This is a genomic window from Pseudomonas sp. Pse1, from assembly GCF_024519635.1.
In the GTDB taxonomy this organism is placed as follows: Bacteria; Pseudomonadota; Gammaproteobacteria; order Pseudomonadales; family Pseudomonadaceae; genus Aquipseudomonas.
Map to the genome: position 1 here is coordinate 1 of NZ_JALJRO010000019.1, position 14,213 is coordinate 14,213.

General features: G+C 61.2%; 15 protein-coding genes. 6 read left to right on the forward strand and 9 right to left on the reverse strand.

Annotated elements, in window-relative coordinates; translation table 11 throughout:
• Positions 1 to 116: hypothetical protein (locus NR126_RS22600; RefSeq protein ID WP_256831648.1), on the forward strand; the 116-nt coding region annotated here is incomplete at its 5' end.
• A 57-nt stretch (positions 117 to 173) separates the two neighbouring features.
• On the opposite strand, the gene NR126_RS22605 is transcribed toward NR126_RS22600, so the two are convergent.
• Positions 174 to 446 carry a hypothetical protein gene (locus tag NR126_RS22605; RefSeq protein WP_027617108.1) on the reverse strand — a complete coding sequence of 91 codons (273 nt, stop codon included), beginning with the start codon at positions 444 to 446 and terminating at the stop codon, positions 174 to 176.
• 399 nt (positions 447 to 845) lie between these two features.
• Between NR126_RS22605 and NR126_RS22610 the strand changes: the two genes are divergently transcribed.
• Complete coding sequence (locus NR126_RS22610) at positions 846 to 1,391, forward strand: DUF2780 domain-containing protein (protein ID WP_027617109.1); 546 nt, start codon at positions 846 to 848, stop codon at positions 1,389 to 1,391.
• 6 nt (positions 1,392 to 1,397) lie between these two features.
• Here the strand turns inward: NR126_RS22610 and NR126_RS22615 are convergent, their stop codons facing one another.
• Positions 1,398 to 2,285: an acyltransferase gene (locus tag NR126_RS22615; protein WP_105755185.1), complete on the reverse strand. Its 888-nt coding sequence runs from the start codon at positions 2,283 to 2,285 to the stop codon at positions 1,398 to 1,400.
• Between the two features lie 183 nt (positions 2,286 to 2,468).
• Here NR126_RS22615 and NR126_RS22620 point away from each other — a divergent pair, with 183 nt between their 5' ends.
• On the forward strand, positions 2,469 to 2,972 hold the full coding sequence (locus NR126_RS22620) for an ATP-dependent zinc protease (RefSeq protein ID WP_256831569.1): 504 nt from the start codon (positions 2,469 to 2,471) through the stop codon (positions 2,970 to 2,972).
• A gap of 24 nt (positions 2,973 to 2,996) precedes the next feature.
• Here NR126_RS22620 and NR126_RS22625 read toward each other — a convergent pair whose 3' ends face one another.
• Positions 2,997 to 4,031, reverse strand: coding sequence for an RHS repeat-associated core domain-containing protein (locus tag NR126_RS22625; protein ID WP_256831571.1), 1,035 nt, complete (start codon positions 4,029 to 4,031; stop codon positions 2,997 to 2,999).
• Positions 4,032 to 4,209: 178 nt separating this feature from the next.
• Between NR126_RS22625 and creB the strand changes: the two genes are divergently transcribed.
• The 3 genes from creB to creD all read left to right on the forward strand — a co-directional run bounded on the left by creB (position 4,210) and on the right by creD (position 7,752).
• A complete protein-coding gene (creB, locus tag NR126_RS22630; protein ID WP_256831573.1) occupies positions 4,210 to 4,890 on the forward strand; it encodes a two-component system response regulator CreB in 681 nt (226 codons plus the stop codon).
• Entirely contained in the window at positions 4,890 to 6,311 is a 1,422-nt protein-coding gene (gene creC / locus NR126_RS22635) for a two-component system sensor histidine kinase CreC (RefSeq protein WP_027617114.1), read from the forward strand. Before creB ends, creC begins: the two co-directional genes overlap by 1 nt.
• Positions 6,312 to 6,399: 88 nt before the next feature.
• A complete protein-coding gene (gene creD, locus NR126_RS22640; RefSeq protein ID WP_256831578.1) occupies positions 6,400 to 7,752 on the forward strand; it encodes a cell envelope integrity protein CreD in 1,353 nt (450 codons plus the stop codon).
• A 123-nt stretch (positions 7,753 to 7,875) separates the two neighbouring features.
• Here creD and NR126_RS22645 read toward each other — a convergent pair whose 3' ends face one another.
• The 6 genes from NR126_RS22645 to NR126_RS22670 form a co-directional block, all read right to left on the reverse strand.
• Positions 7,876 to 8,505, reverse strand: coding sequence for a glutathione S-transferase (locus NR126_RS22645; protein ID WP_105755182.1), 630 nt, complete (start codon positions 8,503 to 8,505; stop codon positions 7,876 to 7,878).
• Positions 8,506 to 8,660: 155 nt separating this feature from the next.
• Positions 8,661 to 8,840 carry a hypothetical protein gene (locus NR126_RS22650; RefSeq protein ID WP_256831580.1) on the reverse strand — a complete coding sequence of 60 codons (180 nt, stop codon included), beginning with the start codon at positions 8,838 to 8,840 and terminating at the stop codon, positions 8,661 to 8,663.
• Positions 8,837 to 9,967, reverse strand: a complete 1,131-nt coding sequence (locus NR126_RS22655) for a PepSY domain-containing protein (protein WP_256831582.1) — start codon at positions 9,965 to 9,967, stop codon at positions 8,837 to 8,839. Before NR126_RS22655 ends, NR126_RS22650 begins: the two co-directional genes overlap by 4 nt.
• Positions 9,968 to 10,039: 72 nt before the next feature.
• Positions 10,040 to 12,466, reverse strand: a complete 2,427-nt coding sequence (locus NR126_RS22660; RefSeq protein WP_105755180.1) for a TonB-dependent siderophore receptor — start codon at positions 12,464 to 12,466, stop codon at positions 10,040 to 10,042.
• Between the two features lie 142 nt (positions 12,467 to 12,608).
• Positions 12,609 to 13,586 (reverse strand): FecR domain-containing protein, encoded by a 978-nt coding sequence (locus NR126_RS22665; RefSeq protein WP_256831584.1) that lies wholly within the window; start codon positions 13,584 to 13,586, stop codon positions 12,609 to 12,611.
• Positions 13,583 to 14,101, reverse strand: a complete 519-nt coding sequence (locus tag NR126_RS22670; protein ID WP_256831585.1) for an RNA polymerase sigma factor — start codon at positions 14,099 to 14,101, stop codon at positions 13,583 to 13,585. The genes NR126_RS22665 and NR126_RS22670 overlap by 4 nt, the downstream gene beginning before the upstream one ends.
• Positions 14,102 to 14,213: the final 112 nt, after the last annotated feature.

Here is a 14,213-nt window from a genome sequence, read left to right on the forward strand (position 1 = left end):
TGGTGGGTGTGCAGGTGATCAGCCTGGATCAGGCGCCTGAGGGGTATGGCGAGTTCGATGCCGGCGTGCCGAAGAAGTTTGTGATTGATCCGCATAAGATGTTTAGTGCGGCGTAACGCTCAGGCGTAACCGAAAAGGGTGACTTCAAGTCACCCTTTTTGCGTTTTGCGACTTTACTGCGAGGGGCTGGCTTGCAAGCGGCGGCCGATAACGTTGAGCAGGTCACAGCCGTCGCGCAGGGTCACGGCCAGCAATTGGGCGAAGTCGCGGGGGACGATCGTATCGTTGCTGCGATGCGGGTCCGCGGCGAGGTGTTCCAGCCATTGGGTGACGGTGCGGATGCGCTGGGCGGCGTTTTCGTGGAGGACGTCGAGGGGCGCCTGGGTATCGATCAGCAGGGCGGCGGGGGTGCAGTCGATGCTGGTGGTGGGTTGGTAGCGATGCATGGATAAATTCTCCGGTATGGGTCCATTGCAAAAGTGCATGGAGCCTTCTCCGTTGTTTTTCCGAGTCGCCAAACCCGAGTCGCCATGTGGGCGACGGCGGGACTATAGGCGCCCTTGCAGCCAGCAACAATAAGCAGCGGCGCCAAAACCTGTCAGACAAACGCTGAACTCTGTAGGAGCGAGCCTGCTCGCGAAGAACCTGAGGCCGCCGCGTGCATTCAGGATGACCGGGTTATCGTTTTTCGCGAGCAGGCTCGCTCCCACAGAGAAGCGGACATCTGCCTCCAATGACCACCCGGCAGAAATCCTACGTCAATTGCGGAACAATCCCCGCTGTTTTTGAGTCAAAATGCCAGCTTTGCGCCCGTTCCAGGGCATTTTCAGGTTCAGGAGTTTTTGATGAAAATTGCACGCGGTTTTGTTCTGGCTTCGCTGATGACCGTGGCGGCCGGCCCGGTGTTTGCCGGCTTCAGCCTCAACGACGTGGCGGGCGCGGTCGCCGGTATGCAAGGTGGCGACAAGGCGGCAGCCGCTGCACCGACGCCGCAGACCGCCGAACTGTTGGGCGCCCTGACTGCGCTGAACGTCAAGCCGGAACAAGCCATCGGTGGCACCAGCGCGATGCTCGGCCTGGCAAAAAACAAGTTGAGCGCCAATGACTACGCCGAATTGGCGAAGAGCGTACCAGGCATCGACAAGCTCTCCGGTGGTGCCGGCAATCTTGGCGCGCTGGCCGGTATGCTCGGATCGTCGGGCAAGGCCGCCGGCCTGGAAAATGCTCTGGGCAACGTCAAGGATACCAATGACCTGAACACCGCTTTCAGCGCCCTGGGCATGGACAGCGGCATGGTCGGTCAGTTTGCCCCGATCCTCCTGCAATACCTGGGTAACCAAGGCGTCGCCGGCAACCTGTTGACCAGCCTGGGCAGCATCTGGGGCGTGTAATTCGCCTCAGTCACGCTCGGCGCGCAAGGCGTCGATGCGTGCGTCTTTCTCGCTCCAGAGCTGGTTGACCCAGTTCTGGAGGCGCTGGCGAAATGCCGGATCGTTTTCGTAGTTGCCCTGCCACAGCGCCGGGTCCAGCTCACGGGTCTTGATGTCGATGATCACCCGTGGCACCGCGCCGCTGATCAAATCCCAAAACCCCGGAATCTTCGCCTGTGGATAGACCACGGTGACGTCGAGCATGGCGTCCAGTTGTTCACCCATCGCCGCCAACACAAACGCCACGCCACCGGCCTTGGGTTTGAGCAAATGCTTGAACGGCGACTGCTGCTGGTCGCGTTTAGCCAGGGTAAAGCGGGTGCCTTCGAGGTAGTTGACCACGGTCACCGGCTGGCGCTTGAACAGTTCGCAGGCAGCTTTGGTGATTTCCAGGTCCTTGCCTTGCAAGTGCGGGTGCTTTTGCAGGAAGGCCTTGCTGTAGCGCTTCATGAACGGGTAATCCAGCGCCCACCAGGCGAGGCCGAGGAACGGCACCCAGATCAGTTCCTTTTTCAGGAAGAACTTGAAGAACGGCGTGCGCCGGTTGAGGGTCTGGATCAGCGCCGGAATGTCGACCCATGACTGGTGGTTGCTGACCACCAGGTATGAGGTGTCGACCTGCAGGCCTTCGCCGCCACGGATGTCCCATTGGGTGGGGATGCACAGGGCGAAAATCAGCTTGTCGATTTCCGCCCAGGTTTCGGCGATCCACATCACCGCGCCGCTGGCGACATCGCGGCCACGCCCGGGCAGGACCAGTTTGAGTAGGGCAAACAGTAACAGCGGGCCAATCAGGACCAGGGTGTTGAGCAACAGCAGGAGGGTGACGAAACAGCCGGTGAGCAGGCGGCGCATAGGGAACTCTTGCAAGCGGGTGGACGGGGCATGATAAGCAGCTTCGGCGATTAGGCCAAATCAGCGGGCTGACGAATGTTTCACAGGGGCGGGGGTATGTTGGGGTGATGCCATCCAAAGAACGAACCAATCCATTTCAGACGGTCTAAAATCCCGCTGTCCTACTTTCAGGGAATCCACCACGTGAAATCCGTTCTCGCACTGTTATCCCTCCTGGCCCTCCCGGTGATGGCCGCCGAGCCGACCCTGTATGGCCGCTACGAATACATCAAGTTGCCGGAAATCGGCGGCGAGGTGCTTAAGGCCAAGATGGACACCGGCGCCCTGACCGCCTCGCTGTCAGCCAAGGACATCGAAACCTTCACCCGCGATGGCGAGGATTGGGTGCGCTTCCGCCTGGCCACCAAAGATGCGAGCAACAAGGTCTACGAACATAAGATCGCGCGAATCAGCAAGATCAAGACTCGCTCCGAAGAAGACGAGGACGAAGACGTGGCCGCACCGAGCAAACGTCCGGTGGTCGATCTGGAACTGTGCCTGGGCGATGTCAAGCGCACGGTCGAGGTTAATCTCACCGACCGCAGCAGCTTCAACTACCCGCTGTTGATTGGCGCCAAGGCGCTGCGTGAGTTTGGTGCGGCGGTGAATCCGGCTCGGCGGTTTACGGCGGATAAGCCGGATTGTTGATGGGTGTTTTTTCAGCTCAAAAGTTTAATAGTGGCGAATTGTTTTAGAACTATTAATTTTTTTCGGTGCAGATATAGGAATTGCTGGATTAATCGGCCCGTTAGAGAGAAGGCTTTGCGCATATTTAACATCTCTATTGAAGTTAACTGCTTTGGCTAGATCTATGGCGTGCCGATGCTTTGCTACGGGCATTATTTGGCTATGAGTTAATATTTTGTGGTTTGATGTTAGCTCGCGTAGCTGGTTGGATAATGGGGGGCTTACGCTGTCGAAGTTTTGCTTGATGAAGTCGTAGATTGGGCTGCTGTCCGCGTTAATTGTTCCAGTGTATTTGATTATTTTACTGTCGGAGAGTTTTGCCAGGTTAATCGGATTTAGAACGTCGGCGGTCAGCCCCGTTACGAGCGTTTCATTTTTGTAGTTCAGCTGCGCGCCGTCTAAAATACGCTTAATATTCTGTTGATGGAATTTTCCTGGCTTTCTCACTCCGCTAAGATTTTTAATTCCTTTGAATATGCTTCTTACAACGCTGTGTCCTGTGGGATCAGCTCGATTTATCGGTTCACCCTCGCAATACCCATACGCATTCAACCCTCCCCCCCCAAACGGACTCCAACCATCCGGGCTGTTAAACCGCATCAACACCGGATTGAACTGCCGATAGCCATTGCCCAAATGATAATGCCCGGTCATCGGGTCGGGCCGTTCGCCGTTGAACCCGAGCAAACTCAACAAACCGCTATGCGCAGGATGATGACCGTAGGGTGTGTAGGCGAGGGGATGGAGTCGTGCGGTGTCGAGGGCATGGAGCACCGAGCGTTGTTGATCGGTGGCGAGCAAAGTGGTGGTCGAGTGTTCGCCGAGATGAGTGTGCTGGGCCAGCAATTGGTCGTCGTGCTGCAAGAGACTCCACCGTGCAGCTCCCTGGATTTCAGTGGCCAGGTGGTCCTTGCACAGAAAGCGCTGGAGGGCCGGTTGCTGAGCTATCGTGCAGCCGCTCTGGCGATCCAGGGAGTCGTACTGATAGCGGCACAGTGGTGTTTTCGCTGAATTGGGCATGGCAACGCTCTGCGCTGGGAAAGTCCGCAAGGTGTCCAGCATCGGCGCTTTATCAGCCTTTGCCTACTATCAGAACTGCTAGGTATTACAGACCGAGCCACCATTTGAGATTTGTCCGATTGACGCCACCTGCCACCTGGGGCACCGTTCGCCCACCTCACCACCGGGCCCGGATGCCATGCCTCATATCCTGATTGTCGAAGACGAAGCAGCGATTGCCGACACCCTGATTTTCGCTTTGCAGGGCGAAGGCTTTACCACCACCTGGGTCAGCCTGGGCTTGGCGGCGCTTGACCTGCAGCGGGAGACACCGGCTGATTTGATCATCCTCGACATCGGCCTGCCGGACATCAGCGGTTTTGAAACCTGCCGCCAGTTGCGCCGCTTCAGTGAAGTGCCGGTGCTGTTCCTGAGTGCCCGCGATGCCGAGATCGACCGGGTGGTGGGCCTGGAAATCGGTGCCGACGATTACGTGGTCAAGCCCTTCAGCCCACGGGAAGTCGCGGCGCGGGTGCGGGCGATTCTCAAGCGCATGGTGCCGCGTGCGGGGATCGAGTCCAGCAGTGCTTTGTTCGTTATCGACAGCGACCGGGTGCTGATCACCTATCGCGGCCAGTCGCTGAACCTGACCCGTCACGAATTTCGCCTGTTGCAGTGCTTGCTCGAGCAACCCGAACGGGTGTTCAGCCGCGAGCAATTGCTCGATGCGCTGGGGGTCGCCCGCGATGCCGGGTATGAACGCAGCATCGACAGTCACATCAAGAGCGTGCGCGCCAAGCTTCGGTTGGTGGCGGCCACTGCGGAGCCGATCCAGACCCATCGCGGCCTCGGCTACAGCCACAGTCCGAGCCACAGCTGATGCCCCTGGCGATCCGGATTTTTCTGGTCTACCTGCTGTTCGTTGGCCTCACCGGTTACTTCGTGCTGAACACGGTGATGGAAGAAATCCGCCCCGGCGTGCGCCAGTCCACCGAGGAAACCCTGGTGGACACCGCCAACCTGATGGCGGAAATCCTGCGGGACGATTTCAAGACCGGCACCCTTAACCAGAATCGCTGGCCGGAACTGCTCAAGGCTTACGGCGAGCGCCAGCCGGCGGCGAGTATCTGGGGCCTGGCGAAAAACCAGGTTAACCATCGGATCTACGTCACTGACGCCCAGGGCATCGTGGTGCTGGATTCCAGCGCAGCGGCCGTGGGCCAGGATTACTCGCGCTGGAATGATGTGTACCTGACCTTGCGTGGCGAATACGGCGCGCGCTCGACCCGCAGCGATCCTGATGACCCGGCTTCCTCGGTGATGCACGTCGGTGCGCCGATTCGCGACAACGGGCAGATCATTGGTGTCGTCACCGTGGCCAAACCCAACAGCTCGTTGCAGCCCTATGTCGACCGCACCGAGCGGCGCTTGCTGGGCTACGGTGCTGGGTTGATTGGCCTAGGTTTGTTGTTCGGCGCGCTGTTGTCCTGGTGGCTGAGCCGGGCATTACGTCGCTTGACCGCCTACGCCCAGGCGGTCAGTGAGGGCCGTCGCGCCGAGCTGCCGCATTATCGCGGCGGCGAGTTGGAGCAACTGGCGACGGCGGTGGAGCACATGCGCACTCAGCTGGAAGGCAAGGCGTACGTCGAGCGCTACGTGCACACCCTGACCCACGAATTGAAAAGCCCGCTGGCAGCGATTCGCGGTGCTGCCGAATTGCTGCAGGACGAAATGCCGGCTACCCAGCGCCAGCGTTTCGTCAGCAATATCGACAGCGAAAGCGCGCGCATGCAGCAGCTGATCGAACGCCTGCTGAACCTCGCCCAGGTCGAGCAACGTCAGGGTCTGGAAGAGCGAGTGACGGTGCCGCTGGCGGCCCTGGTGGATGAGTTGCTCGACACTCAACATGCGCGCATCGAGCGTAAACAATTGCGCATCGAGCGGCAGATTGCCCCCGACCTCAACTTGCTGGGCGAAGCCTTTCTGCTGCGCCAGGCGCTGGGCAATCTGCTGGAAAACGCCCTGGATTTCAGCCCACCCCATGGTGTGTTGCGCCTCAGTGCGCAGCGGCAGGGCGCGCAGATCGAGTTCAGTCTGTTCAATCAGGCCGAGCCGATTCCCGACTACGCCCTGGCGCGCTTGAGCGAACGCTTCTACTCGCTGCCGCGCCCGGACAGTGGACGCAAAAGCACCGGCCTGGGGCTGAATTTTGTCGAGGAGGTGCTGCAACTGCACGGCGGTAGCTTGCAGATCGGCAACGTCGCAGGCGGCGTCGAAGTGACGCTGCGCCTGCCGGCCTGAGGCTTCTCCACAGACTCTGCACACTGTCTGCATAAAGCCTCCACACAGACCGCCCAGACTCTCCCTCATTCGAACAGGGAGAGCCCACATGAACCGCAGCCTGGCTATAAAACTCGGGGCCATTGCCCTATTGATTCTGTTGTTGCTGATCCCGCTGTTGATGATCGGCGGGGTGATCAGCGACCGGCAGCAACTGCGCGATGGCGTGCTCGACGACATCGCCCGCAGCTCCAGCTACAGCCAGCAACTGAGCGGGCCGTTGCTGGTGGTGCCGTATCGCAAGACCGTGCGTATCTGGAAACTCAACGGAAAAACCAACGAGCGCTATCAGGAGTCGAGCGAGGAAACCGGGCGGCTGTACTTTCTGCCGGAGCGCTTCGAACTCAATGGCAACGTCAGCACCGAACTGCGCGCCCGGGGCATTTATGAGGCGCGGCTGTTCCATGCCGAGAACCGCATCAGTGGGCATTTCATGCTGCCGGAGCGCTTGGGGATCAAGCAGGATTTTGCCGATTACCAATTCGAGCAGCCCTATCTGGCGGTTGGCATCAGCGATATTCGTGGCATCGAAAATGCCTTGCAGCTTGAACTCGGGACCCAGCGTCTGGACTTCGTGCCGGGCAGTCAGGTGGGTTGGCTGGGGGAAGGGGTACACGTCACGTTGCCGGCGCTGGATGCGAGCAAGGTCACAGAATTGCCGTTTGCCTTCGACCTGCGGCTGCAGGGCACCGGGCAATTGCAGGTGACTCCGGTGGGCAAAACCAGCCAGGTAAAGTTGGCCGCCAACTGGCCGCATCCGAGCTTTATCGGCAACTACTTGCCGGCCCAGCGCGAAATCACCGCCGAGGGTTTTAATGCGCAATGGCAGACCTCGTTTTTCTCTACCAACCTGCAAGAGGCGCTGGATAATTGCGTGGCCTTCGCCCGCTGTGAAGCATTCAAGGGCCGCAGTTTTGGCGTGAGCTTTATCGACCCGGTGGACCAGTACCTCAAGAGCGACCGGGCGATCAAATACGCGCTGCTGTTTATCGTCCTGACCTTTGCCGGCTTCTTCCTCTTCGAAGTGCTGAAAAACCTGGCGGTGCACTCGGTGCAATACGCTTTGGTCGGCGTGGCGCTGGCGTTCTTCTACCTGCTGTTGTTGTCGCTGTCCGAGCACTTGGGTTTCGCTCTGGCTTACCTGTTGTCGGCCAGTGCCTGCGTGTCGCTGATCGGCTTTTACGTCTGCCACGTACTGCGCAGCGTGACCCATGGCCTGGGTTTTTCGGCGGGATTGGCGGCGTTGTACGGGCTGTTGTATGGGCTGCTGAGTGCCGAGGATTACGCGCTGTTGATGGGTTCGTTGTTGCTGTTCGGGTTGCTCGGCGTATTCATGGTGCTGACCCGTCGGCTGGATTGGTATGGGGTAGGTAAAACGAGCAAGACGCAGGTGGCGGCATGAGCCGGTCGCTGGGCTTGCGTGAGGAGCGGGTGCAGGTAGCGCGATTGCTGCTGCACATCAGTGGATGGTTGGTGGCGCAGCGCGGCGTGCCGTTGCCCGACACGTCGCGCTGCGACCGGAGAGTTACACCTTCGGTACCGTCGCCAGCATCGACGGGCGCTGGCTGACTTCGAAATACCAAGCCGCCAGTTGCGGTTGGGCGTCGCGCCAGTGCAGGTCGGGGTGGCGCAGGTCGAGGTAGCCCAGGGCGCAGGCGACGCTGATGGCGGCGACGTCAAAGTGGCAGGTCAGTTCGGCGATGGCGTCGGCTTCGAGCACCGCGAGGGCGCGGCGGATTTTTTCGCGCTGGGCGTCGAGCCATTCCGGCCAGTGTTTTTCCGGGGCGCGCAGGGCCAATTCGTAGCGCACCATTACCGCCGCATCCATGATCCCGTCGGCCAGTGCCGCCAGGGTCAGACGCCGCCAGCGGGCTGTGCCTTCGGCGGGGATCAGCGGATTGCCGACGTGTTGCTGGTCGAGGTAGTCGAGGATCACACGGCTGTCGTACAGCACGTTGCCGTCGGCCAGGCGCAGCGCCGGGATCTTGCCCAGCGGGTTGTCCTGGTTCAATACCGGGTCGGGGCTGACCGGGCTCAGTTGGCTGAGCTGCAGCGCGACGCGGTCGGTCTGCCCGGTCTCGTGCAACAGCACCATCACTTTGCGCACGAAGGGCGAGGCGGGGTTGTGGAACAGGGTCATGCTGGGCGTGGACATGGCATTCCTCGGCGGTCATCGGGGAGCAGAGGGGTAGGGTAAACAGTTGCGGGTTGGCTGGCGAGGGGGCGTTCGATCGCGATCAACATTGTAGGGGCGATGGTGGGCCAGGTGGACCTTGGTGTCCGCTTCGCTGGCAAGCCAGCTCCCACAGATCACCTGCGCCGCAACAATCCGCGCAGCCCCAGCATCGCTGGCACGCCCAGGCCCAACCAACTCAGGCCATCCCAAATGCCGTCGCCCAGCAGCGCTGAAAACAGCCCGGCGGCGCTGAGGAGGGCGATTACCAGTGGGGTGGTGAAGACTTTCCAGAAGTTCGACTGGCGCGGTCTCATGCCGGGGCCTGCGCTTTTATCGGCAGCGGTTTCGCCGCCTTGCGCCGCACGATCCACAGGTACAGGCCACTGCCGAGAACAATGATGGTCAGCACATCCAGTGCCGCCCAGAGGATCTTCATCGGCATGCCGCCGTAGTCGCCAAAATGCAGGGGTTGCGACATGCCCATGGCGTCCATGTACCAAGGCCGTTCAGCGATGGCGGTGACGTTGAGGGTGCTGGCGTCGATCAGCACCGGGGTCAGCAGGTGCGAGGTCAGGTGGGTGCTGCCTTTCATGAACACCGCGTAGTGGTGCTCGCTGGAGAAACGGGTGCCGGGGAAGGCGATGAAGTCCGGTGTCATCTCCGGCGTGGCACGCTTGGCGATGTCGAGCAGTTGGCTGGCGGGGGCCAATTGGGTCAGCGTTGGCGCGTCGCGATAGGGTTCGATCATCGCGCTCAGGGCTTCGTTGCGCCAGGCGGCGATCAGCAGGTCGGCGCAGGCGCTGATGACTCCGGTGACGCCCACCACCAAGGCCCAGGTCAGCGTTACCACGCCGATCAGGTTGTGCAGGTCGAGCCAGCGCACGCGGGTGGATTTGTCCTGACGCACGGTGCCGAAGTTCAGGCGGCGCATGAACGGCAGGTACAGCACCGTCCCCGAGATTATCGCGATGACGAACAACAGGCCCATGAACGCCAGCAGCAACTTGCCGGGCAGGCCGGCGAACATGTCGACGTGCAGACGCAGCATGACCATCATCAGGCCGCCATTGGCCGAGGGCATTTCCACGGCCTCGCCGGTGCGCGCGTCGAGCATGAACGTGTGGGACAGATTGGGCTCGGTGCCGGCGGTTTTGGCCATGATCGCGATCACGCCATTGGGGTCTTCCTCATCCCAGCCAAAGTACTGCATGACCTCGCCGGGACGATGAGTCTCGGCCTTGGCCACCAGTTGCTGCAGGTCGAGGTGCGGGGTGTCGGCGGGCATTTGCCGAAGCTCAGGAGCATCGCCGAGCAGGTGATCGATCTCGTGATGAAAGATCAGCGGCAGGCCGGTCAGGGCCAGCAGCAACAGGAACAGAGTGCAGATCAGGCTGGTCCAGGTGTGGATCAGGGACCAGCAGCGGATGGTTTTGCTTTTCATCTCATGGCCTTTGAAAAGACCAAAGCCGCCTAGGGAAGGCGGCTCGGTCGTGACGCTGATGACGTCAGTGGATTACCACTTGTAGGTGGCGCTGGCGACGACGCTGCGCTCGTCACCGTAGTAGCAATAGAAGCTGTCGCAGGTGGAGATGTAGTCCTTGTCGAACACGTTGGTGGCGTTGAGCGCGACCGAGGCACCTTTGAGGCTGTTGTCCAGGCGACCGAGGTCGAAGTGCACGGCGGCATCGAACACGGTGTAGGCGTCGGCCTTGCCCAGCCAGGTGTTGGCCTGGTCGCCGTAGGTGTTGCCGGTGTAGCGCGCACCGCCGCCGACGCCGAAACCGTCGAGCACGCCGCTGTGCCAGGTGTAGTCAGTCCACAACGAGGCTTGCTGGTTCGGCATCAGTTGCAGGCGATTGCCTTTGTAGATGCCCTCTTGGACTTCGGATTTGGCCAGGGTGTAGGCGGCAATCACTTTGAGGTTTTCGGTGACGTCGGAGACCGCTTCCAGCTCCAGGCCCTTCACTTTCACTTCACCGGTCTGGCTGGTGATGTTGACGCCGCCGACGTTGGTGGTGACGTCGACGTTTTTCTGGGTCAGGTCATACACCGCCGCGCTCAGCAGGGTGTTGGTGCCCGGTGGCTGGTACTTGATGCCCAGTTCCCATTGCTTGCCTTCGGTGGGTTTGAACGAGTCGTCCGGCGAAGTGCTGGCGTTGCTCGCCGGCTGGAACGATTCGGCGTAGGACAGGTACGGCACAAAACCATTGTCAAAGACGTAGCTGATCGCCGCGTTGCCGCTGAAGTTCTTGTTGCGATCGGTGTTGGTCGCGTCGTTTTTGTTGAAGTACTTGGTGCCGGTGTGGACCCAGTCTTCACGCCCGCCGAGGGTCAGGCGCCATTGGTCGAGGGCCATCTGGTCCTGGACGTAGAGGCCGGTCTGGTAGGTCTTCTGGTCGTAGTCATAGAACGCACTGGAGCGCGGCGGCCGGGTGATCGGCAGGCCGTGGGCCGGGTCGTTGACGTTGATCGGCGGCGCGCTGCCGAAGATCGAGGTGTAGTTGGTATTGGTGCGCTGGTGGTCGAGGCCGAGCAGCACGGTATGGCGGATTTCGCCGGTGTCGAAGTCGGCCTGGAAGTTGTTGTCGACGGCGAACTGGCTGATGTCTTCGTCAGTGCTGGTGGTGGTGCGCCCGACGTTGCCTGCGTCATCCACCTCGGTGAACGGGTAGGAACCGACAGTGATGGCCTGGAAGGAAAGATCCGACTTGGTGTAGCGCAGGTTCTGACGGAACTGCCAGACGTCGTTCAGGCGGTGCTCGAAGGCATAACCCAGGGCGTAGTAGGTCCGGTCGTAGTATTCCCACTCCGGATCGCCGAGGTTTTTACTGTGGGAGATATCGCCGAACGGCATGTCGATCTTGGTGCCCTGGATCGGCAGAAACTGGCTAGTGATCCCGGTGTCGTCGCGGGTGAACTGCGAGAGGAAGGTCAGCTTGGTGTCGGGGTCGATGTTCCAGGTCAGGCTCGGCGCGATGTTGTAGCGTTTGTCGGGAACGTCGTCGATCTGGGTGTCACTGTCGCGCACCACGCCGCTGAAACCGTAGAGGAACTGACCCTCTTCGTCGATCTTGCCGGTGCTGGCGAAATTGATCTGGCGATGGTTGTCGCTGCCGTACTGGACCTGCACTTCACTGCTGGCTTCTTCACTGGGGCGCCGGCTGACCATGTCCAGCAGGCCGCCCGGTGGGGTCTGGCCGTATACCGAGGAGGCCGGGCCGCGCAGCAGGGCGATGCGGTCGAGGTTCCAGGTTTCCATTTTCGGATTGGCGTAGACGCCCTTGGGCAGCGGCAGGCCGTCGAGGAATTGGGTCGGCTCGAAGCCACGCACACGCAGCCAGTCGGCACGGGTGTCGCTTCCGTAGCTGCTGGCGACGATACCGGGCATGTAGCGCACGGCGTCGTCGAGGTTTTGTACGGCACGATCGTCCATTTGCTGGCGCGTTGCTACAGAGATCGAGCGCGGTGCTTCGAGCAGCGACGTGTCGGTTTTGGTGCCAGCGGCGGTGCGAGTTGCGAGGTAACCGTCGACCGGGCCCCAGGCCGTTTCGCTGTTCTCGACACCAATCACCGCCGTTTCCGGCAACGCCAGCACACCCTCGGGCACCGCCACCAGGCTGTAGGTGCCGGCGCTGCTTTGTTCCAGCTGCAGACCGGTGCCGCGCAGGGCCTGGCTGAGGGCGCCAGCCGCGTCGTACTGGCCATTGACCGGGGCCGAGGTTTTACCGGCCGCCAGCGACGGGTTGAGGCTCAGCGCGAGTCCGGCCTGGCTGGCGATCTGGTTGAGGGTGGTGGCCAAGGGCGCGGCGGGCAGGTTGTAGGCACGCACACTGGACGTCTGCTCGGCGGCCAGCAGCAAGGTGCTGGTCAGCGGGGTACCGAAGGCAATGGCCAGGGCCAGCAGACTGGGGCGTAACAAGGTGTTTAGCGAGCGTGGCATACGGCGGCTCCTGAATGGAAATATTTCTCAATTGCCTGTGTGCCGAACGAAACTGAAAAAGTGATAGGGCAGGATGAAAATAATTTTTATTTCGCAAATAAGAGGCAGCAGATGCGGCGTGGCTGATGGCCTAAGCCGGCTCCTACAGTTCGCTAGCCCGAGCACCGACCGTCACCCACCACGCCGTATGTTTTTCGATCTGCACCGGCAAGGTCGGCAGCAGGGCGGTCAATGCCAAGTCGGTGTTGTGCAGCGGGAAGCTGCCGGTGATGCGCAGGTTGGCGACTTCCGGGGCGACGCCCAGGTGGCCGGGGCGGTAGCGGGCGAGTTCGGCGACCAGGTCTTCCAGGCGTGCGTTGTCCACCACCAGCATGCCGCGGGTCCAGGCGTCCGCGCCTGGGTTAATCGCCAGCAGCGGGCCGAGGCCGTCGGCGTGCATGAGCACTTGCTGCCCTTGTTTGAGAATCTGCTCGTCAGATCGGGTTTCGGGACGCGCAGCCACCGCTGACTGCAACACGCTCAAGCGCGTGCCTTGGTCTTCACGCTTGACCAGGAAGCGGGTGCCGAGGGCGCGCATGTGCCCGTCGCGGGTCTCGACGATGAACGGTCGGGCATCGTTATGCCCGGTTTCGATGAGTATTTCGCCTTCCTGGAGGACGATCCGCCGCTCTTTCTCATCAAAGCGCACGTCCAGTGCGCTGTGCGTATTCAGATTGATCAGCGTGCCGTCCGTCAGGCGCAGGGTGCGCTGTTCACCCGTGGCGGTGCGCTGGTCGGCCAACCAATAGCCGATCGGCAGATAACGCTCGCCGGCGAACAGCGCCACACCCAGCGCCAGCATCACGCTGGCCGCGCCACTGCCGATTTTTCGTACGCGACGTCGGATACTTTCGCGCGATTGCAACAGGGCGACCCGGGCCGGACCGCTGGCCACGCTGAAGCGCTGGTCGAGCATCCCCAGTTGGCGCCAGGCGCGGGCGTGTTCTTCGTGGCTGGCGTACCACTTGGCGAACTCCTCACGCTCCACCGGACTGGCGCTGCCGCCATCGAGGGTCAATTGCCAGGCGATGGCGGCGTCGAGCACCGCGGCCGAGACCGGCCGGGAACTGACCGGGCTCATGTCGGCTCGCCGTACAGCGCCACGTAGCACTGGCGAATGCCCTGGGCCAGATATTGGCGCACGCGGGGCACCGAGACGCCCAGGCGCTCGGCGATTTCACCATGGCTCAGGCCGTCGAGACGGTTATAGAGGAAGGCGGCGCGGGCCTTGCTCGACAGTTTGCCGAGCAGTCGGTCGATGGCCTTGAGGTCTTCGAGGATCATCTGCTGTTCTTCCACCGAGGGGTGTTCCGTTTCGGGGATCAGCATCAATTCATTGAGGTAGGCCTGTTCCAGGGCGGCGCGACGGAAATGGTCGAACAGCAGGCCCTTGGCGATCGCCACCAGGAAGGCCCTGGGTTCGCGAGGAACGGTCACTGCCTCGCGGCCGAGCAGGCGGACGAAAGTGTCCTGGCTCAGGTCCTCGGCTTTGGAAGGGCACGCCACATTGCGCCGCAGCCAGGCCAATAGCCACGTGCGATGGTCGCGATACAACGCACCCACCAACTCACTCTGAGGGCTTGGGACTGACGACACGGCGCATTACCGATTGGGAAGGTTTAACTAACGAGAATAGTTCGCGATTGTCTCAGAGGCGGGGTGTGTAAGCAATTGGCGTTGGTCGGGTAGTTTGGAGGGGCGCTCCTAC

Bases quoted from the DNA above. Each gene is read 5' to 3' on its own strand.
- NR126_RS22605 (WP_027617108.1), bottom strand. From the start codon at position 446: ATGCATCGCTACCAACCCACCACCAGCATCGACTGCACCCCCGCCGCC.
- NR126_RS22610 (WP_027617109.1), top strand. From the start codon at position 846: ATGAAAATTGCACGCGGTTTTGTTCTGGCTTCGCTGATGACCGTGGCG.
- NR126_RS22615 (WP_105755185.1), bottom strand. From the start codon at position 2,285: ATGCGCCGCCTGCTCACCGGCTGTTTCGTCACCCTCCTGCTGTTGCTC.
- NR126_RS22625 (WP_256831571.1), bottom strand. From the start codon at position 4,031: ATGCCCAATTCAGCGAAAACACCACTGTGCCGCTATCAGTACGACTCC.
- creB (WP_256831573.1), top strand. From the start codon at position 4,210: ATGCCTCATATCCTGATTGTCGAAGACGAAGCAGCGATTGCCGACACC.
- creC (WP_027617114.1), top strand. From the start codon at position 4,890: ATGCCCCTGGCGATCCGGATTTTTCTGGTCTACCTGCTGTTCGTTGGC.
- creD (WP_256831578.1), top strand. From the start codon at position 6,400: ATGAACCGCAGCCTGGCTATAAAACTCGGGGCCATTGCCCTATTGATT.
- NR126_RS22645 (WP_105755182.1), bottom strand. From the start codon at position 8,505: ATGTCCACGCCCAGCATGACCCTGTTCCACAACCCCGCCTCGCCCTTC.
- NR126_RS22650 (WP_256831580.1), bottom strand. From the start codon at position 8,840: ATGAGACCGCGCCAGTCGAACTTCTGGAAAGTCTTCACCACCCCACTG.
- NR126_RS22655 (WP_256831582.1), bottom strand. From the start codon at position 9,967: ATGAAAAGCAAAACCATCCGCTGCTGGTCCCTGATCCACACCTGGACC.
- NR126_RS22660 (WP_105755180.1), bottom strand. From the start codon at position 12,466: ATGCCACGCTCGCTAAACACCTTGTTACGCCCCAGTCTGCTGGCCCTG.
- NR126_RS22665 (WP_256831584.1), bottom strand. From the start codon at position 13,586: ATGAGCCCGGTCAGTTCCCGGCCGGTCTCGGCCGCGGTGCTCGACGCC.